We start from the raw sequence: 17,111 nt of genomic DNA on the forward strand, positions 1-17,111 counted from the left end.
AGGCTAAACACAGCCAAAAAATCACGTGGCTCCACGCTATCAAAGCGTGAAGCCACGTTGATGGCAAGTCACAATTAACTCGAGCTGCCTTTGCGCGGCTCCAGCACCTGGTCAATCAGGCCATATTCCAGCGCCTGGGGAGCCGTGAGAATCTTATCCCGATCAATATCCTCGTGCATTTGCTCCACACTGCGGTTGGAATGCTTCGACAGCGTTTCCTCCAGCCAGGCCCGCATCCGGTCGATTTCCTCAGCAATAATCGCCAAATCGGTGGCCTGACCCTGAGCGCCCTGAATGGCCGGCTGGTGAATCAGTACCCGCGCGTTGGGCAGCGCCAGACGCTTGCCCGGAGCACCACCCGCCAGCAGCACCGCCGCCGCGGAGGCCGCCTGACCCAAACAAACCGTTTGAATCTCGGGCTTGATGTATTGCATCGTGTCATAAATCGCCGTCATCGCGGTAAAAGACCCGCCCGGAGAGTTGATGTACATGGTAATGAGCGAATCGGGATCCTGGCTTTCCAGCACCAGCAGCTGCGCCATCACATCATCCGCGGAAGCGTCGTCCACCTGGTTACCCAGGAACACAATCCGATCCTCAAACAGTTTCGCATAAGGGTCCTGGCGTTTGTAGCCGTAAGCCGTGCGTTCCTCGAAAGTCGGCAGGATATAGCGCGCGCTGGGCAACGCCGGAGCCGCCCCCGCGGGGACAGACGCACTGACGGGCGAAACCGCAGCAAACCCTGCCCCAGACATCCCTAAATCACCTTGATAATGCCTCATTACTCCCCCTTCTTCGAGCTCTGTACCGCGGCCGCGTTCTCTACCACCGCGTCAATAAAGCCGTATTCCAAGGCTTCCTGAGCGGTGAACCAGTGGTCACGGTCGGCGTCCCTGGTGATTTCTTCCAGCGTGTGACCGGTGCGCTCGGCGGTAATCTGAGCGAGTTCCCGCTTCATCGCCAGAATCAAATCAGCATTAATCCGCACTTCGGAGGCCGTTCCCTGGACGCCGCCGAGAGGCTGATGCATGAGGATGCGGGCGTGCGGGGTCGCGAAACGCTTGCCTTTCGTCCCGGCCGTCAACAGGAACTGCCCCATCGAGGCCGCCATCCCCATCGCCACGGTCACCACGTCGGGTTTCACGTACTGCATCGTGTCATAGATAGCCATGCCCGCGGTGACGGAGCCGCCGGGTGAATTGATATAGAGGTAGATGTCAGAATCCGGGTCCTCGGCCGCCAACAGCAGCATCTGGGCGCAAATCGCATTGGCATTTTCCTGGCTGACCTCATCGCCCAGCCAAATGATGCGCTCTTTCAGCAAGCGCTTATAAATAAACCCACCCGTGGGTACATCGGGCGTTTCTTCGTCGCGATTAACTACGGTCACGTTTCCTCCTCGCTTGGTTCACTTAACCCTAACGGAAAACCGCGCGTCCTTCGCGCTTCATTCCCCCGGTTTCGCTATGGGCTAATCCCGACTTTGGCCGGATGCGTCCCCTGGCGGTGTCGGTCGGTTTCTTTCTGATTTATTCACAAGTCTCCCCCGGCGGGTTTTCCCTCACCTCGCCAGTGCGGGGGCAACTGACAGCAAAAGGCGGGTTCCGGTCAGTACCGAAACCCGCCTTGCGCTCTAAACTTACTTTTCCGCGGCGTCCTGTTTTGCCGGAGCCTTCTTTGCCGGAGCTTTCTTAGCGGGGGCCTTCTTGGCGGGAGCCTTTTCTGCCGCCGCCTTCTTAGCGGGAGCTTTCTTTGCCGGGGCTTTCTTGGCCGGCTTTTCCTCAGCGTCCTCGTCTTCCGCCGACTCCTGGCCGATAAATTCCTTGAGGTCGACAACCTTGCCGTTCGTGTCCTTGACCTCGACCTCTCCGAGGGCTGAGGCGATGGACTTGTTACGGGCGATTTCTTGGATAAATGCCGGAATCCGGTTGTTCTGTTCCGCATTTTGCAGCAGCATGGAGGGATCCATGCCGTAAGCCTGCGCGGTCTGGAGCACAAACTCGAGCAGTTCCTGCTGAGACACATTCATCTGGCGTTCTTCGGCCACCGCGTCCAAGATAATCTGTACCTTCAGATCCTGCTCGACAGCTTCCTGAGCCTTCTGTTTATCTTCCTCACTGGCATCCTCACCGACCTGCGCTGCCACGGCCTCGTCCAAAACCCCTTGTGGCAACGGGAACTCCAGCTCATCACGCAACTTTTCGACCAGCTTGTCACGAGCCGACATAGCCTGGGCTACGCGAGCCTGACGGTCCACGTTTTCCGCAAGTTCCTGTTTCAGTTCCTTAATGGTGTCGTGTTCGGAAACCATCATGGCGAACTCGTCGTCAGCTTCCGGCAAAACCTGTTCCTTCACGGAATCCACAGTGACGGTAACCTGGGCGGTTTCTCCCCCGTGCGGCCCAGACTTCAGCTGGGTCTCAAATGTCTTGGTTGCTCCGGCTTTCAGGCCTTTCAAAGCCTCATCCAGGCCCTCGACCAAACCGCCGGCACCAACGTGGTAGGAGGTCTGGTTCAGGGAATCGACCTCTTTGCCGTCAATCTCAGTCTTAAGGTCCAGGGTAACGAAGTCGTCCTGCTTGACGGCACGCTCCACGGTTTTCAGAGTCGCAAAGCGGCGCCGCAAGTTGTCCAGCTCGGTGTCCAGGGCTTTCGGGTCGTCTTTAACCGCGTCAACTTCCAAGCTCAGCTTTGAAAAGTCCGGCAGCTCGACCTCGGGCCGCACTTCCACTTCCACCGTAAACTTCAAATCGCCGCCGGCTTCGCCCTCGATGTTGGGGGTATCGGTCACATCCACGTCAGGCTGACCCATCGGAGCAATCTTATGTTCCTGCACCGCCTTGCCGTAGTATTCCGGCAGCGCGTGATTGACCGCATCCTCAATGACCGCGCCACGGCCGATGTAAGATTCCAGCACGCGAGCCGGGACGCGTCCGCGGCGGAAACCGGGAATGTTGACCTGCTTGGCGTATTCCTTGAAAACCTTGTCCATCTCTGGCTTGAATTCCTCGTAGGGAACCTCGATTGCCAACTTGACCTTAGTGGGGTTGAGGTTTTCAACAGTGCTCTTCACTTTGTCTCCAAAATCGTTTGTTCTTGCGGTCTGCCGGCCAGTCCGGTCCGCGTGGTTTTCATAAGCCCCTAAATCTTACGACATTAGCCCCTTTTTCTGAAACTTAAGGCAGGGGCGGGCAGGGTTTTATTACGGCCGATTTCAGCGGTTCGTGCCGCGTGCCATAAGGCTGATTCCCAGCCAATCCGGGCTCACATGAGAGGAAGACATGACCCGCAGACCAGTGATTTTTGCGGCCTCCTCGACGAACTGGGTATCCACCGAGTTTGGCTTACCGGACACGGGAGTCATGACCCAAATCAGCCCGCCATCATCGAGGTTTCCAGACGCGTCAACCAACAAATCAGCCAAATCATCAACTTCGCCGTCTTCGGCACGCCACCAAATCAGCGCCCCGTCAGAGACATCCCCGTAATCTTCGTCTACCAGCTCGGTTCCCAGGAAGTCCTCGATGGCGCGACGCAGGGTCTCATCGACGTCATCGTCATAATAAAATTCTTGGACAATCGACCCCTTATCGAAACCAAGACCAAGCTGAGATTTGTTTGAGCGATCCTTTTGAGATTGTTCCGCGTGGACGGAAGCATTGTTCGTCATAGTTTCAGGATATATGAAACCGAGCCTCCGTGGGGAATTTACACCGAATTTTCCCCGTAATGGCAACGTTGACAACCCCGAGAAAGGGGTCACACGACCTTGTGCAGGTACTTCACCGGAGCGCCGACACCCGCCCAACGGTACGGCTCCAGCTCCTCGTCCCACGCGCGGCCCAAGGCTAAGTCCAGCTCACGGCGCATTTGCAACGGATTATCCGCGTGTTCCAACGCCGCCAAAATCCGGCCTTCCGGCACCACCACATTGCCCACGCTATCGGTTTGGGCATAGAAAATTCCCAATTCAGGAGTGTGGGACCAGCGTCCGCCGTCCGTGCCGGGAGCCGCGTCCTCAGTCACTTCATAGCGCAGGTGTTCCCAGCCACGCAGGGCTGAAGCCAACTTGGCACCGGTTCCGGCCATTCCGACCCAGGAGAATTCGGCGCGAAAAAACGTCGGGTCAGCTTCTTGGACCGTCCAATCCAAACTGACTTCGGTGTTCAAAACCGTCCCCGCCGCCCACTCAATATGGGGACATAACGCCCTAGGCGCCGTGTGAATAAACAGGACACCTCGCGTGTATTGGTTCATGGTTACCTCCTGTTGTGTTTGAGGTTGAGCCACAGCTCAACAGGCCGGTGTTGCGGCTTCCCCTCCGAACACCGAATCACAACGAGGTAACTTATATTTCTATTATGCGCTAAACCGACCGCGGTTGCACGTCTATCTGGGGTCTACCAACCCATTTTCCGAATTTGCTGCAGCGCTTCCTTGCGGTATTTCCGTTCTAATCTGTCTAGGTACAAATGCCCCTCCAAGTGGTCGCATTCATGCTGCAGGCAGCGCCCCATCAGTTCTTCACCCTCTACCACCAGCGGTTTTCCGTCCAGGTCGATGCCTTCCACGCGGGCATACCAAGCGCGTTTCGTCGGGTAAAACAGCCCCGGCACGCTCAGGCAGCCCTCGTCGCCGTCCTGGAATTCGTCCTCGCTGGTAGCGACCAGTTTGGGATTCAAAACGTAGCCGACTTCCCCGTCGATGTTCCAGGAAAATGCCCGCAGGCTGACCCCGATTTGGTTCGCCGCCAACCCAGCGCGCCCTTCCTCGTCCACGTTCTCCAACAGGTCCTCGACCAGCTGCTTAACGCCGGGGTCGCGCGGGTCTGCGATCCAGTCACAAGGGGTGCGCAGCACGGGATCCCCCACCACGCGTATCTCACGAAATGCCATGTTGACCTCTCTTTGCCGCCGCCCGGGCGCCTAGTTTTGATCCTTTTCCCACTGGTCGGGTTCGCCAATCAGCTCGGTGGAGCTGAGGGAGAAAGCTGTTTTCGCGGCCTCGTTCGCAATGGCCTGCAACAGTTCCTCCACACAAGTCTCCGGGGAGGTTTCCTCAGTTGTGCCCTCGCGGCGCTGGCGAATCTCGACCTTGCCCTCAGCTAATCCCTTGCCCACGACCAGCGCAAAGGGCATCCCCAACAGTTCTGCGTCCTTGAACTTCACCCCGGCGGAAGCCTTCGGGCGGTCGTCATACAGCACCTCGATACCGGCCGCGTCGAGTTCACGCGCGAGCTTTTCGGCGGTGGCAAAAATCTCTGGGTCTTTGCCGGTGGCCAGTACGTGAACCTGGAAAGGCGCGATATTCAGCGGCCACATCAGCCCCCGATCGTCGTGGTTTTCTTCGGCAATGGCCGCCACCAGGCGCGACACACCAATACCGTAGGAACCCATCGTCACGACTTGTGCCTTACCGTTCTCATCCAGCACGCTCAACCCCAGGGCTTTGGCGTACTTGCGTCCCAGCGCAAAAATGTGTCCGATTTCGATGCCGCGCTCCAACGTCAACGGCCCCGAACCGTCAGGAGCCGGGTCGCCTTCCAAGACTTCCGCAGCTTCGATGGTGCCATCCGCCGTAAAATCGCGCCCGCACACCAGGTTGAACACGTGCATCCCGGCCTGGTTGGCTCCCGTCACCCAGCGCGTGCCCGGAACAATCCGTGGATCGATCAGGTAGCGCGGGGAACCGACAGGATTGCCCTCGGCATCCGTAGTGCGTTTCGGTGAGTTCGGGCCGACGACCTGCGGGCCGATGTAGCCCGGCACCAAATCCGGGTAGGCTTCCAGGTCTTTGGCCTCCGCCATGCGCACGTCAGCGGGAGACAGGCTCGCCTCCAAGCGTTTCATATCAACTTCGCGGTTCCCGGGCACGCCGATGACCAGGACTTCTTTGCGTCCGTCGGGGTTGTCGGCGACCACCACCACGTTTTTCAGCGTGTCGCTGGCTTCCCAAGGCCGGTCCGAGCGCGGATAGAGTTTGTTCGCCTGATCCACCAACGTTTCGATCGTGGTGGAGTCCGGGGTCGGCCGTACTTCCGCAGCGGGTGCGTCGTCATAAGGGAGGGGCTGTGGCGCGATGGTGGTGACGGCCTCCGCGTTGGCGGCGTAGCCTCCGGGAGACTTCACGAAGGTGTCCTCACCGATAGCGCAGGGGAACAGGAATTCTTCGGAGGCAGAACCGCCCATCGGACCGCTCAAAGCGTGACAAATGACGTAATCCAACCCGATACGGGTAAAGATCCGCCGGTAAGCTCCGCGGTGCAGGGCGTAGGAATGTTCCAACCCCTGATCTGTGAGGTCAAAGGAATAGGAGTCTTTCATCACGAACTCGCGACCCCGAATGATCCCCGCCCGCGGACGAGCCTCGTCACGGTACTTTTCCTTCATCTGGTACAGAATGACCGGCAGGTCTTTGTACGAGGTGTACAGGTCCTTTACCGCCAGGGTAAACATTTCTTCATGGGTGGGAGCCAGCAGGTAATCCCCGTCTTTCCGGTCTTGGAGCTTGAACAGTGAAGGGCCGAACTCTTCCCAGCGGTTCGTCGCCACGTAAGGTTCGCTGGACAGCAACATCGGGAACTGCAGTTCCTGTCCTCCAATGCGGTTCATTTCTTCACGCACAATGTTTTCCACGCGCCGCAAGGTTTTCAACCCCAATGGCAGCCAGGTATAAATCCCTGGCGCGGCGCGGCGAATATAGCCCGCCCGCACCAGTAGCTTGTGGGACTCCACTTCGGCTTCTACCGGGTCTTCACGCAGGGTGCGGACAAAGAAAGAGGACATTTTTGTAAGCATTCCTCAACTTTACCGCGAAACCAGGTCAAAGATTAAAACCATCCCGACCTTGGGATTTGCCCGCCAGCCAGTAGCGTTAGGGGGTCGCGGGTCGCGGTTAGTGACGCGACGCGTGTAAATCCCGGCGATGCCAGAACAGGTTTTCCTCCGTGTCCCGATCGGTGGCGCGCAGCAGGGCTTGCCACACCGCGAGGGGATCTGCGCCGCGTTCCAACGCCTGCAGCGCGGTCATGCCCCATTCAGTCAGTACTTGGTCGCTGGCCAGAGTTTCACCTAAACCGTGTGGAAACACTTCAGCCAGCGCTTGCTTAAACTGGGAGCGCGTCATGCCTCGCTGCACCGGACCGCCCTGGAATTGAGGCATCAGGAAATTGGGGCGCAGTCGATGCTGTCCAGCAGCTCATCGGGAACCAGCTCGGGAACCACCACGCCCTCGACCACAGCTATCCGATCCGCAACTTCATGGAGTACGAAAGAAACCGGCGCTTCCAACGCATAACAGATGGAGGCCAGTAACTCGCTGGAGGCTTCCTTTTGACCGCGTTCCACCTCGGAAAGGTAGCCCAAGGACACGCGCGCCTTGGCCGAAACATCACGCAAAGTCAGACCGCGAGTTTGGCGCAGTTGACGCAAAACCTCACCGAGCTCACGCCGTAAAACAGGCGTGGAGGCTTTGTCAACTGGAGGATTGTGCATCATGGATTCAGAATACCGCTTTTTAGGCAGGCTTCGCACCCCCGCACGATTCACCGGCCTGACCGAACGCTCCGGGCTCATCCCCGGACGCAGTGCGTAAGGCAACTTCATGTTGGCAAAGGTATCTTTTTTGTTCATCACACTAAGTTTAACCAACTTTGTCAGGTTTTTATTCCCGCAAATCTCATCCCCAGGACTGATTGCCACCCCCAGCACGACACCTCGGGAACGTGGCTAGTGCTGTTCAGCCGGGCGCAGAGCCTGGCGCACATAGTCAATCCCGGTGAAAACCGTAATGAACACGACCAGGACCGACAGAACTATCGCCACGACGCGCACCACCGGCCACGCCGCGGGAACCAGGGCTTCCCACGGAATCAACAGCAGCAAAATCAACGCCATCTGGGTCACGGTCTTCAGCTTGCCGCCGCGGCTTGCGGGCATGACCCGCCCCCGACGCGCCAAAACCAGGCGCATCAGGGTAATCCCCAGTTCCCGCACCAAAACCGGGACAGTCACCACCCAAAACACCGGCCAGTGCAGGCTGAGTAGCACGAATGCGCTGAGCACCAGGGCTTTATCGGCGATAGGGTCCGCGAGTTTGCCAAAATCGGTGACCAGGTTCAGCCGGCGCGCCAGGGTTCCGTCCAACTTGTCGGTTGCGGAAGCCACGGCGAACACCACAAAAGCCCACACTTGTGCCTTCATGGTCGGCACCAGCATCAACCAAATAAATACCGGCACCAAAATCAGGCGAATCACCGTTAGCACGTTGGCGATGTTAAAGTTCGGCGGTGCGGCCGGCTGGGGCACGTCCTGCGGGTTTGCGGTCATGAATCCATCCTAGTCAGAAAGGCAAAGGCTCGGTGTCGTCCCCATCGTATAGCTCCTGGCGTCCCACGGGGGTCGCCGGGTCAGCAGGAGTCGCCGGGTCAGGCTCATCGGAAAATGCCAACGTGGTGTCGAGTGGGCGGGTGTCGGCATCGTCGGGTTCAGGGACCTGTTCCGAGGGCTCGTCCTCAGCAGAGTCGTCAAAAGGTTCCTCGGTGTCGTCTTCCGGCTCCTCTACTTCCGGTGGGAGGTCCGGCACGGCCTCGGTTTCTCCGCGCAGCGTTGCCAGAACGGCGGGCAGTTCCTCGTTCGTGACCAGAACTTCGCGCGGCTTGGAGCCCTCCGAGGGACCCACCACGCCGTAAGTTTCGAGGATATCCATCAACCGTCCCGCTTTGGCAAACCCCTTGCGCAGTTTGCGTTGAATCATCGAAGTGGAACCGAACTGGGTGGAAACCACCAGTTCGGCGGCGGCCAGCACGTCGTCCAAGTCATCGCCGATCTCTTCGGGAACCTTGGCTTCCTCGCTGCCCTGTTCGCTCGTGACGCCTTCGCGATACACGGGCTCCATCTGCGCCTTGACGTGGGCGACGACCCGCACAATCTCTTCCTCGGAAACCCAGGCTCCCTGCACCCGCTGCGGCTTGGATTCCCCGCTGGGCAGGTAGAGGGCATCGCCCTGACCGATAAGTTTTTCCGCCCCGGACTGATCCAAGATCACTCGGGAATCCTGGTTCGAGGAAGTTGCGAAAGCCAGCCGGGAGGGCACGTTAGCTTTGATAATGCCCGTAACCACGTCCACGGAAGGACGCTGCGTCGCCAACACCAGGTGGATCCCCGCCGCGCGACCCAGCTGGGTAATGCGTTGAATGGAGGCTTCCACATCCCGCGGCGCAATCATCATCAAATCGGCCAGCTCGTCCACCACGACCAGCAAGTATGGCATCCATTCCGGCTCGAAACGCGACTCGGGCAGCTTTTGTACCTTGCCGGCGCGCAGCGCCTGATTGAAATCGTCAACGTGACGGTATCCGTAGTTCGACAGGGTGTCGTAGCGCATATCCATCTCGTTGACACACCATTCCAGCGCCGCCGCGGCTTTCTTTGCCGAGGTAATAATGGGCGTGACCAGGTGGGGAATCCCGGCGTAGGCGGTGAGTTCCACGCGTTTCGGGTCGACCAGAATGAGCCGGACCTGTTCCGGGGTGGCTCGCATCATGATGGAGGTAATCATCGAGTTGATAAACGAAGATTTACCCGACCCGGTCGCGCCGGCGACCAGCAGGTGCGGGGTCTTGGCAATGTTGGTCAGGACGTAATCGCCCTCCACGTCCTTGCCGACCCCGGTGACCAGCGGATGAGTGAGGCGCGAGGCCGCTTCGGAACGTAGCACGTCACCGAGGTAAACGTTTTCACGGTCCGCGTTGGGGATTTCAATCCCAATTGCGGATTTCCCTGGGATGGGAGACAAAATCCGCACTTCCGGGGACGCCACGGCGTAAGCAATATCCTTGGACAGCCCCTCTACCTTAGAGACTTTTTCCCCCGGACCGAGTGTGACTTCGTACTGGGTCACCGTCGGCCCGCGCGAAAAGCCGGTGACCTCGGCCGCGACCCCGAACTGTTGAAACACATCGGTCAGGGACTCGATGACGCGGTCGTTAGCCGGGGAACGTTTCACGTGTTCAGGCCCGACTTTCAAAAGGTCGAGCGAGGGCAGGTGGTAGTCGATGTCGTGTCCCAAGCCGGTGTGGACGCGTTCCGGCAGGGTATCCGCGGTCTTGGTGGACGGTCCGGGTTGGGGCGTCGCCTCGGTCGGTTGACGCTCGGCCTTATGCCGCGCGGTTTGTTTCCGTGCCTGCAAAAGCTCGGTGGCGCCGGTCGTGGGCTCTGGCAGGGTCTGAGTCACGCCGGGGTCTATGGGCTGCGCGGTCGGGGGCGTGTTCGGCTCGATAACCTTGGTTTCCTCCGCGTCTGACTGCGAACGAGGGCGTTTCCAAGGCATTCGCGAGGGCGCCATGACTTCAGTGGCGCCGGTGAGGTCCGCTACCTCCGACTCGTCATCGCTGGTGTCGCGGCCGGGGGACAGTCGGGAAAAACGCTGGCGAATCAGCGACACCAAGGTTGCCGCCGGAATTCCCCCGGTGATGAGGACTCCAATCAGCATCAGGATGACCAGCAGCGGGAACGCTCCCCACGGCGAAAACAGCACGCCGATGGGGTGACCGAAGAACCAGCCCAACAGCCCTCCTGCCGTCATGATTTCGGGGAAACCGGTGGAGGGCCAGGGCAAGCCCTTGGCCACGTGTACCATTCCCGCCAGCGCCGCCAAGATGACCGAAAGTCCCACCAGAATCCGGGTTTCCCGCGAGCCGCGAAGCGCTGCGACTTCCGCGGCTTCTGCCTCGGTGACACCGTCATTTTCCGGGTCAGGAAGGAAACGACCCCGCAGGAACAAACGTATGGCGAGGAACCCTAGAGCAAGGGGCAGAATGACCGCGAACACACCGAAAAGTCCCGCGAAAGTCAGGTGAATCACGTTCCCGGCCGTACCGGAAAGGCCAAACCATTCCCGCAAAGCGACCAAAATCCCCAGCGCAATGAGGCACAACCCCAAAATGTCGCGTTTGACTTGCGGGTCCAAAGCGGAGCGGGGCGGCTCATCCCGATTGACCGGTCGGGCGGTTTTTCGGTTGCCTGCACCAGACCCGCGTTTCGACGGGCCGGTTTTCACTTGTTTTTTGGTCGCACTCATAGCGCTTTTAGGTTATCCGGGCGTAGGGTTTTTTTAGCGCTCCCACGCCGAAAAAGGTGGCATTACAGTCGCGAGTTCTCCGCCAGGAAGTTATCAATCTGGGAAGCAGTGGGGATTCGGTAGTAGCCCCGCCGCCCCATCGCCAGCGAAGCCGCCGCGTTCGCCCGCTCACAAGCCTGATCCAGGGGTGTCCCCATCATGAGCGAGGCCAGCAGGACCCCGGTATGGGCCTCTCCGGCCCCGGTCGTATCCACCAAATCAGTAGGATAAGCGGGCACTCCCCGCGGAACCTGCCCCGCAAATTCCTGGATTGCCGCCCCGTTTGCCCCGTCACGCAGCACCAGTACAGTCTCCGGCTTCACGTAACGGCGCAACACCTCGACAATGGGACCGCGGCCCAACCGCATCCGCACCGTATCGGCCTGGTGCTTATTCAATGTCAGTAAATCCGCCCTTCCCAGGACTTTTACCATCACGTCCAAGTCGACTTCCCCGACCAACGGCCCCCCCGCCACCGCGAGGAACAGATTGTCCGGCAGCCGTTCGATCCACTGTGTGAGAATCTCGGCGAGTTGAGGGTAAGCCAGGTCGTTGAGACTGGCAAAAATATAATCATTTTCTCGCAGATTTATCCCCGCCAAGTCGCGCGGGTCAGGCTCGACTTCGACCCCGGGGGACGTAATGATGCTGCGCACTCCTTCGGAATCTATGGCCGCTATCCGCAGCCCGATATCGCCCACAATTTCGCGGGAAAGCACCGAAATTCCTTCTCGTCCCAAGGAGTGACGGGCCTGAATCGAGTTGGGGCCCGTTCCTAGGGGGGACGTCACACAGGCGGAGACACCTTGCCGCGCCACGGTGGAGACCACAAAGAAACCTCCGGCCACGACCGTCCCTTCCATGATGGAGGCGCGGACTTCGGTACCCCGATTGGGCAGGTGATCAACCCGCAATGGCAGCTCCAGGTTGATTGACTGAGTAGAAATGAAACGAGCCACGGCGATTCTCCCTGAGCTAGTCAGCTTCCAGCACCAGGGGCACAATCATGGGTGCGCGCTTCAATCGCTTGGACACCCAACGTCCCAAGGTGCGGCGAGCGACCCGCTCCATGTCCCGCACGCTGGCTTTTCCGTCTGCCGCCGCCGCGCTCAACGCGTCAGCGATGGCCGGCTCAATGTCCCTAAACACATCATCGTTTTCCGCCACCCCGCGGGCAATAACAGTCGGACCAGCGAGGATGGTTCCGGTACTCATCTCCATGACCACGTAAACCGCCACAAACCCCTCTTGGGCCAGCACGCGGCGGTCATAGAGTTCGGACTCCCCGATTTCCCCGATAGAAGTGCCGTCCACATAGATAAAGTCACACGGCACCTGACCCACAATCTGGGCCTCACCGTTCTTAACCTCCACGCACACCCCGTCCTCAGCGAGCATGACGTGGCGCGGATCGATCCCGGTTTTCACGGCGTGTTTACCGTTGGCGACCAAGTGGCGAATCTCGCCGTGAATGGGCATCACGTTCTTTGGCTTCACGATGTTGTAGGCATAGAGCAGTTCGCCCGTGGCGGCGTGACCGGACACGTGAACTTTCGAATTACCCTTGTGAACGACCTGCGCACCCAGACGAATGAGCTGGTTAATGACGCGCCCCACCGAGTTTTCGTTGCCGGGAATCAGCGAGGACGCCAGCACCACCGTGTCGCCCTGGCCGATGGAAATCGTCCGGTGAGTTCGGTTGGCAATCCGCGACAGGGCGGCCATCGGTTCGCCCTGCGAGCCGGTAGCCATGTACACGCGGCGTTCGGGGGGCAGGGAATTGACGTCCTTGAGGTCAATCAGCACCCCGTCCGGCACGGTCATGTAGCCGGCCTCCGCGGCGATGGTCATGTTGCGTTCCATAGAGCGCCCCACCAGGGCAACCTTGCGGTTAGATTTCGCGGCGGCGTTCAACACCTGCTGCACCCGGTGGACGTGGGACGCAAACGAAGCCACTACAATCTGGCCGGTAGCGTGGTGGAATACGTCCTCGAGGACGGGTCCGATTTCCCGTTCGGAGGCAATAAAGCCCGGAACCTCGGCATTCGTGGAGTCCACGCAGAACAAATCGACCCCGGCTTCCCCCCAACGCGCGAAAGCACGCAGGTCGGTGATGCGCCCGTCCAGGGGCAGCTGGTCCATCTTAAAGTCCCCGGTAATCAGCGCGGAACCGGCTTTCGTGCGCACCATGACTGCCAGAGCGTCTGGAATCGAGTGGTTTACGGCGCAAAACTCTAGGTGGAACGGTCCCAAGTCGAGCCGCTCGCCCTCTGCTTTGACCCGCAGGTTCGTGGTGGACAGGCGGTGTTCCATAAGTTTTGGTTCCACGAGCGCTATCGTCAGGTGCGAACCGTAGACAGGAATGTCCTCGCGCAGTTTCAACAGATAGGGCACCGCTCCGATATGGTCCTCGTGTCCGTGGGTCAGCACCACGCCGACCACGTCCGCCATCCGGTCTTGAATATAGGTGAAATCCGGCAAAATCAGGTCCACCCCGGGCTGGATTTCTTCGGGAAACAGCACCCCGCAATCCACAATCAGGATTTTGCCTTCGGTTTCCAAAACGGTCATGTTGCGGCCGACTTCGCCCAGACCGCCCAAGGGTACTAATCGCAAGACATCTGGTTTGGCGGGGCCAGGCAGTGGCAGTTGAAAAATATCTTCACTCACGCACCCATCTTAGCGGTTGTGCTCTCCCCCTGGGCTGACCCACCCGCCCGATCACGCCCGCCGAGCGAACAAAGTCCGGCTCAACCCTTGTGACGGGGAGGAAAACGAGAAAAGGAACGGGAAAGCGGAAAGGCGCGCCTAGAGCCCCAGCAGCGGATCCAAGCCGACGGTGAGACCGGGGAAAGCGGCGACTTTGCGCAGCCCCAGCAACACTCCAGGCATAAAAGATACGCGGTCAAAGCAATCGGTGCGCACCACCAGCTGTTCACCAGGGTTACCCAAAAGGATTTCTTCGTGAGCGTACAGGCCGCGCAAACGCACGGCGTGGATCGGCACGCCCGCAACCTTACCGCCGCGGGTCCCCTGCGGATCCGATTCGGTGTGATCCGGGAAGGCGGGGGTGCCGGCTGCCTCGCGTGCCGCGGCGATGCCTTTCGCGGTGGCGATGGCGGTGCCGGAGGGGGCGTCGAGTTTGTCAGGATGATGCATTTCGAGGATTTCCACGGATTCAAAGTACGGGGCTGCCGCGGCCGCAAACTTCATGGCCAGCACGGCAGAAATCGCAAAATTGGGGGCAATCAGCACGGAACGGCCGGCGGCCTGGGCGGCTTGGCGAACCCGGGCGTAGGCATCATCACTCCAGCCGGTCGTGCCGACCACCACGTGCGTTTCGGCTTGCAGGGACGCCATCACGTTGGCTTCCGCGCTGGCCGGAATGGTGAAATCGACCGCGTGGGTGGCCTGGGCGCGGCGCAAACTGGCGGTGATGTCGTCGTCGCGGTCCAGTTGGGCGACCAGCTCCATATCCGGCGCTGCGCTGACCGCAGCACAAACCTGGCTGCCCATCCGGCCTTTGGCCCCGATTACCGCGACTTTCAACATTTCCGGGTCCTCCTTTTCGTGGCGTGGCGTCAGGCCGCGCTGGCTGTTTCTAAAGCAAACCTTGGTTCACCAGAGCCTGGCGAATCTCGGCGATTTCGGTCTCGCTGGGTTCGACCAGCGGCAGGCGCGGGCGCGGGTACTCAATCAGCCCCAAAGCGTAAAGGGCCTGTTTCGCGTAAGTCGCCCCCTGACCGGCGCCCATGATGGCACGATTCGATGGCTCCAGCGCCGCATCCAATTCCCGTGCGCGGGCCAAGTCGCCGGCGGCGACGGCATCCAGCAGGGCTGAAATCCGTTTGCCTTCTACGTGTCCCACTACTGAAATGACCCCGGAGGCGCCGCCCGCTAAAAAGAAAAAGTTTAACGCGTCGTCGCCGCTGTACCATTCCAATCCGGTGCGCCGCATGGCCTGGATTCCGGCGCTGACGTTGCCGGTCGCGTCTTTCACGCCCCTCACGCGTTCCAGCCGTGCCAGCCGGTCCATCGTCTCGGGGGCAATATGCACCCCGGTGCGACCGGGAATGTCATAGACCAGAATGGGCAGGTCGCTTTCCTCGTGAGCCGCCTGGAAGTGGGCGACAATTCCGTCTTGGGAGGGCCGATTGTAATAGGGCGCGGTCACCAGCAATCCATCGGCGCCGTTCTGAGCCGCCGAGCGCACCATCGCCACCGTGTGCGCTGTATCGTTGGAACTGACCCCGGCGATGAGCTTGATGTCTGGGCCTACCGCGCGGCGCACAGTTTGCAGCAGCTGAGCTTTTTCGTCCAGGTGCGTGGCGGGAGCTTCCCCAGTGGTGCCGGAAACCAAGATGGCGTCGCAGCCGTTGTCCACCAGGTGCTTCGCCAAGCGGGCGGCGGACTCGTAATCCACCGAGCCGTCCGCGTGGAAAGGAGTCACCATTGCTACTGAAAAACGCCCAAAAGTACTCATGCAGTCATCTTAGGCACTTTGTTCACATGATGGAAACCCCGTCCGCCATGTGGACGCAAGGGGGTGTGGTGAAACTGCGGTGACGGCTTTATTCCTCCGGCCCCAACCGCACCTCAATGGTGGCACGTTTCGCCAGTTCAGCCGCCCAATCCTGCACTTGTGCAGCGGTGACGGCCTGCATCTGTTCCAGCTTGTCCGCCAGCGGAATATAGGCCCCGCGCAGGATTTCGGCATGAGCCAGCCGATTGGCGCGCACAGTATTGTCCTCCAGACCCAGCAGGGTGGCACCGCGCAGCTGGCCTTTGGCCCTGGCTAACTCATCCTCAGGGATTGGGTTGGCGGCGATGTCCTCCAGTTCGGTACGCAGCAGCGCCGCTACCTCATCGGTATTCGCCGGATTGCAGGTCGCGGTCACGCCGAAACTACCCGCGTCCCGGTAAGACGAGTTGAACACGTACGTGGAGTAGGCCAGACCGCGCTTTTCCCGGATATTTTGGAACAAACGTGAGCTCGTCCCCCCGCCCAAGACGGCGTTCATCACGTCCATAACGGGCATGTTCGCGTCCGCTACCCCCGGTCCCGGTCCGCCGATGATGATGCGGCTCTGTTCAAACTTGCCGGCGACTTTGAAAACCCCGGATTCGGGTTTCCAAGCGCCCTGACCAGCCGCGTTGAGACTGTTTGTCCAGCGGTCGGCGGGGTTGCCCAGCGGGAGGGCTGCCACGGTGTTGAAGTCTAAGGCAGATTGGGCCGGGTCGGGCGCGGATTGCCATTGCGGCCACGGGGAATCGGGACGGTGCATAGACTGCATCACCAGTTCACACACCTGGTCATGGCTGACGTCTCCCGCGGCCGCCACCACTAGGCGATCCGGAGCGTATCCAGCCTGGTAGTGAGCCACTATTGCCTCCAGAGTGTCGGCTTTCACCGCTTCAATCGTGCCGCCAATGGGACGCCCCAGCGGGTGCTCCGCAAAGACCCGGCGGGTAAATTCGTCAAAAGCCTGTTTGCCCGGGTTGTCCAGCTCCATCGTTAGCTCGTTGAGGATAATGCCGCGTTCTATCTCGAAATCGGCGGCATCGAGCAAGGGCGCGCACAGCATATCCATCAAAACGTCAATGGCCATGGGCACGTCCTCGCCCAAAACTTCGGCGTAATAATGGGTGCACTCCCGGCCGGTAGCGGCGTTGGAATCGCCCCCGACCGCGTCAAACTCCATAGCAATCTGATGGGCGGTGCGCCGCGGAGTCCCTTTAAATAAAAGGTGTTCCAAGAAGTGCGTGGAGCCCCGCGCCCCTTCGACCTCGTCACGAGAGCCGCGCGCGACCCACAGCGCCACGGTGGCGGCGCGGGTGCCCAGCATATGTTCGGTGATAACCCGCGTTCCTCCGGGCAAAATGGTGCGGCGAATCGCCCCGTCCTCCAGGGTCACGTCCGCCCCGGGAGCATCTGCGGGCAGCGCCGGAAGCGGACACGCAACAGATTTCAAGTCAGTCATAGTGACCCAATC

The 17,111-nt window shown here is 60.0% G+C and carries 16 protein-coding genes; all 16 read right to left on the minus strand.

What is annotated here, in order from left to right:
* Window positions 1-74: 74 nt before the first annotated feature.
* On the minus strand, window positions 75-755 hold the full coding sequence (locus tag RDL66_RS06860) for an ATP-dependent Clp protease proteolytic subunit (RefSeq protein ID WP_374042911.1): 681 nt from the start codon (window positions 753-755) through the stop codon (window positions 75-77).
* A 26-nt stretch (window positions 756-781) separates the two neighbouring features.
* The gene (locus RDL66_RS06865; protein WP_295028013.1) at window positions 782-1,390 is read right to left on the minus strand and encodes an ATP-dependent Clp protease proteolytic subunit; all 609 of its coding nucleotides are present in this window, start codon (window positions 1,388-1,390) and stop codon (window positions 782-784) included.
* A 249-nt stretch (window positions 1,391-1,639) separates the two neighbouring features.
* Window positions 1,640-3,073, minus strand: coding sequence for a trigger factor (gene tig, locus RDL66_RS06870; protein WP_308536106.1), 1,434 nt, complete (start codon window positions 3,071-3,073; stop codon window positions 1,640-1,642).
* 141 nt (window positions 3,074-3,214) lie between these two features.
* Window positions 3,215-3,670: a DUF3052 domain-containing protein gene (locus tag RDL66_RS06875; RefSeq protein ID WP_308536108.1), complete on the minus strand. Its 456-nt coding sequence runs from the start codon at window positions 3,668-3,670 to the stop codon at window positions 3,215-3,217.
* Window positions 3,671-3,759: 89 nt separating this feature from the next.
* A complete protein-coding gene (locus RDL66_RS06880) occupies window positions 3,760-4,257 on the minus strand; it encodes a DUF3145 domain-containing protein (RefSeq protein ID WP_297724341.1) in 498 nt (165 codons plus the stop codon).
* Window positions 4,258-4,400: 143 nt separating this feature from the next.
* Window positions 4,401-4,895: a peptide deformylase gene (gene def / locus RDL66_RS06885; RefSeq protein ID WP_308536111.1), complete on the minus strand. Its 495-nt coding sequence runs from the start codon at window positions 4,893-4,895 to the stop codon at window positions 4,401-4,403.
* A 30-nt stretch (window positions 4,896-4,925) separates the two neighbouring features.
* Window positions 4,926-6,797 (minus strand): proline--tRNA ligase, encoded by a 1,872-nt coding sequence (locus tag RDL66_RS06890; protein ID WP_308536112.1) that lies wholly within the window; start codon window positions 6,795-6,797, stop codon window positions 4,926-4,928.
* Between the two features lie 97 nt (window positions 6,798-6,894).
* Window positions 6,895-7,161 carry a DUF3046 domain-containing protein gene (locus RDL66_RS06895; protein WP_299295943.1) on the minus strand — a complete coding sequence of 89 codons (267 nt, stop codon included), beginning with the start codon at window positions 7,159-7,161 and terminating at the stop codon, window positions 6,895-6,897.
* Complete coding sequence (locus tag RDL66_RS06900; protein WP_308536151.1) at window positions 7,161-7,496, minus strand: helix-turn-helix transcriptional regulator; 336 nt, start codon at window positions 7,494-7,496, stop codon at window positions 7,161-7,163. The genes RDL66_RS06895 and RDL66_RS06900 overlap by 1 nt, the downstream gene beginning before the upstream one ends.
* A gap of 231 nt (window positions 7,497-7,727) precedes the next feature.
* On the minus strand, window positions 7,728-8,327 hold the full coding sequence (gene pgsA / locus RDL66_RS06905; RefSeq protein ID WP_308536114.1) for a CDP-diacylglycerol--glycerol-3-phosphate 3-phosphatidyltransferase: 600 nt from the start codon (window positions 8,325-8,327) through the stop codon (window positions 7,728-7,730).
* Window positions 8,328-8,340: 13 nt separating this feature from the next.
* Window positions 8,341-11,079, minus strand: a complete 2,739-nt coding sequence (locus tag RDL66_RS06910; RefSeq protein WP_308536115.1) for a DNA translocase FtsK — start codon at window positions 11,077-11,079, stop codon at window positions 8,341-8,343.
* Between the two features lie 62 nt (window positions 11,080-11,141).
* The gene (locus RDL66_RS06915; protein WP_308536116.1) at window positions 11,142-12,077 is read right to left on the minus strand and encodes a PfkB family carbohydrate kinase; all 936 of its coding nucleotides are present in this window, start codon (window positions 12,075-12,077) and stop codon (window positions 11,142-11,144) included.
* Window positions 12,078-12,093: 16 nt separating this feature from the next.
* Window positions 12,094-13,788 carry a ribonuclease J gene (locus RDL66_RS06920; RefSeq protein WP_308536118.1) on the minus strand — a complete coding sequence of 565 codons (1,695 nt, stop codon included), beginning with the start codon at window positions 13,786-13,788 and terminating at the stop codon, window positions 12,094-12,096.
* A gap of 138 nt (window positions 13,789-13,926) precedes the next feature.
* Entirely contained in the window at window positions 13,927-14,670 is a 744-nt protein-coding gene (gene dapB, locus RDL66_RS06925; RefSeq protein ID WP_308536120.1) for a 4-hydroxy-tetrahydrodipicolinate reductase, read from the minus strand.
* Window positions 14,671-14,719: 49 nt separating this feature from the next.
* A complete protein-coding gene (gene dapA, locus RDL66_RS06930) occupies window positions 14,720-15,601 on the minus strand; it encodes a 4-hydroxy-tetrahydrodipicolinate synthase (RefSeq protein WP_308536121.1) in 882 nt (293 codons plus the stop codon).
* 88 nt (window positions 15,602-15,689) lie between these two features.
* A complete protein-coding gene (locus tag RDL66_RS06935; protein WP_308536122.1) occupies window positions 15,690-17,099 on the minus strand; it encodes a pitrilysin family protein in 1,410 nt (469 codons plus the stop codon).
* Window positions 17,100-17,111: the final 12 nt, after the last annotated feature.

Origin of the sequence: uncultured Mobiluncus sp. (genome assembly GCF_902488535.1) — a bacterium.
In the GTDB taxonomy this organism is placed as follows: Bacteria; Actinomycetota; Actinomycetes; order Actinomycetales; family Actinomycetaceae; genus Mobiluncus.

Excerpts from the sequence above, each read along its gene's own strand:
- dapB (WP_308536120.1), bottom strand. The coding sequence starts at position 14,670 with ATGTTGAAAGTCGCGGTAATCGGGGCCAAAGGCCGGATGGGCAGCCAG.
- RDL66_RS06935 (WP_308536122.1), bottom strand. The coding sequence starts at position 17,099 with ATGACTGACTTGAAATCTGTTGCGTGTCCGCTTCCGGCGCTGCCCGCA.
- RDL66_RS06895 (WP_299295943.1), bottom strand. The coding sequence starts at position 7,161 with ATGCCTCAATTCCAGGGCGGTCCGGTGCAGCGAGGCATGACGCGCTCC.
- RDL66_RS06900 (WP_308536151.1), bottom strand. The coding sequence starts at position 7,496 with ATGATGCACAATCCTCCAGTTGACAAAGCCTCCACGCCTGTTTTACGG.
- RDL66_RS06890 (WP_308536112.1), bottom strand. The coding sequence starts at position 6,797 with ATGCTTACAAAAATGTCCTCTTTCTTTGTCCGCACCCTGCGTGAAGAC.
- RDL66_RS06860 (WP_374042911.1), bottom strand. The coding sequence starts at position 755 with ATGTCTGGGGCAGGGTTTGCTGCGGTTTCGCCCGTCAGTGCGTCTGTC.
- dapA (WP_308536121.1), bottom strand. The coding sequence starts at position 15,601 with ATGAGTACTTTTGGGCGTTTTTCAGTAGCAATGGTGACTCCTTTCCAC.
- RDL66_RS06875 (WP_308536108.1), bottom strand. The coding sequence starts at position 3,670 with ATGACGAACAATGCTTCCGTCCACGCGGAACAATCTCAAAAGGATCGC.
- RDL66_RS06910 (WP_308536115.1), bottom strand. The coding sequence starts at position 11,079 with ATGAGTGCGACCAAAAAACAAGTGAAAACCGGCCCGTCGAAACGCGGG.
- RDL66_RS06880 (WP_297724341.1), bottom strand. The coding sequence starts at position 4,257 with ATGAACCAATACACGCGAGGTGTCCTGTTTATTCACACGGCGCCTAGG.
- def (WP_308536111.1), bottom strand. The coding sequence starts at position 4,895 with ATGGCATTTCGTGAGATACGCGTGGTGGGGGATCCCGTGCTGCGCACC.
- pgsA (WP_308536114.1), bottom strand. The coding sequence starts at position 8,327 with ATGACCGCAAACCCGCAGGACGTGCCCCAGCCGGCCGCACCGCCGAAC.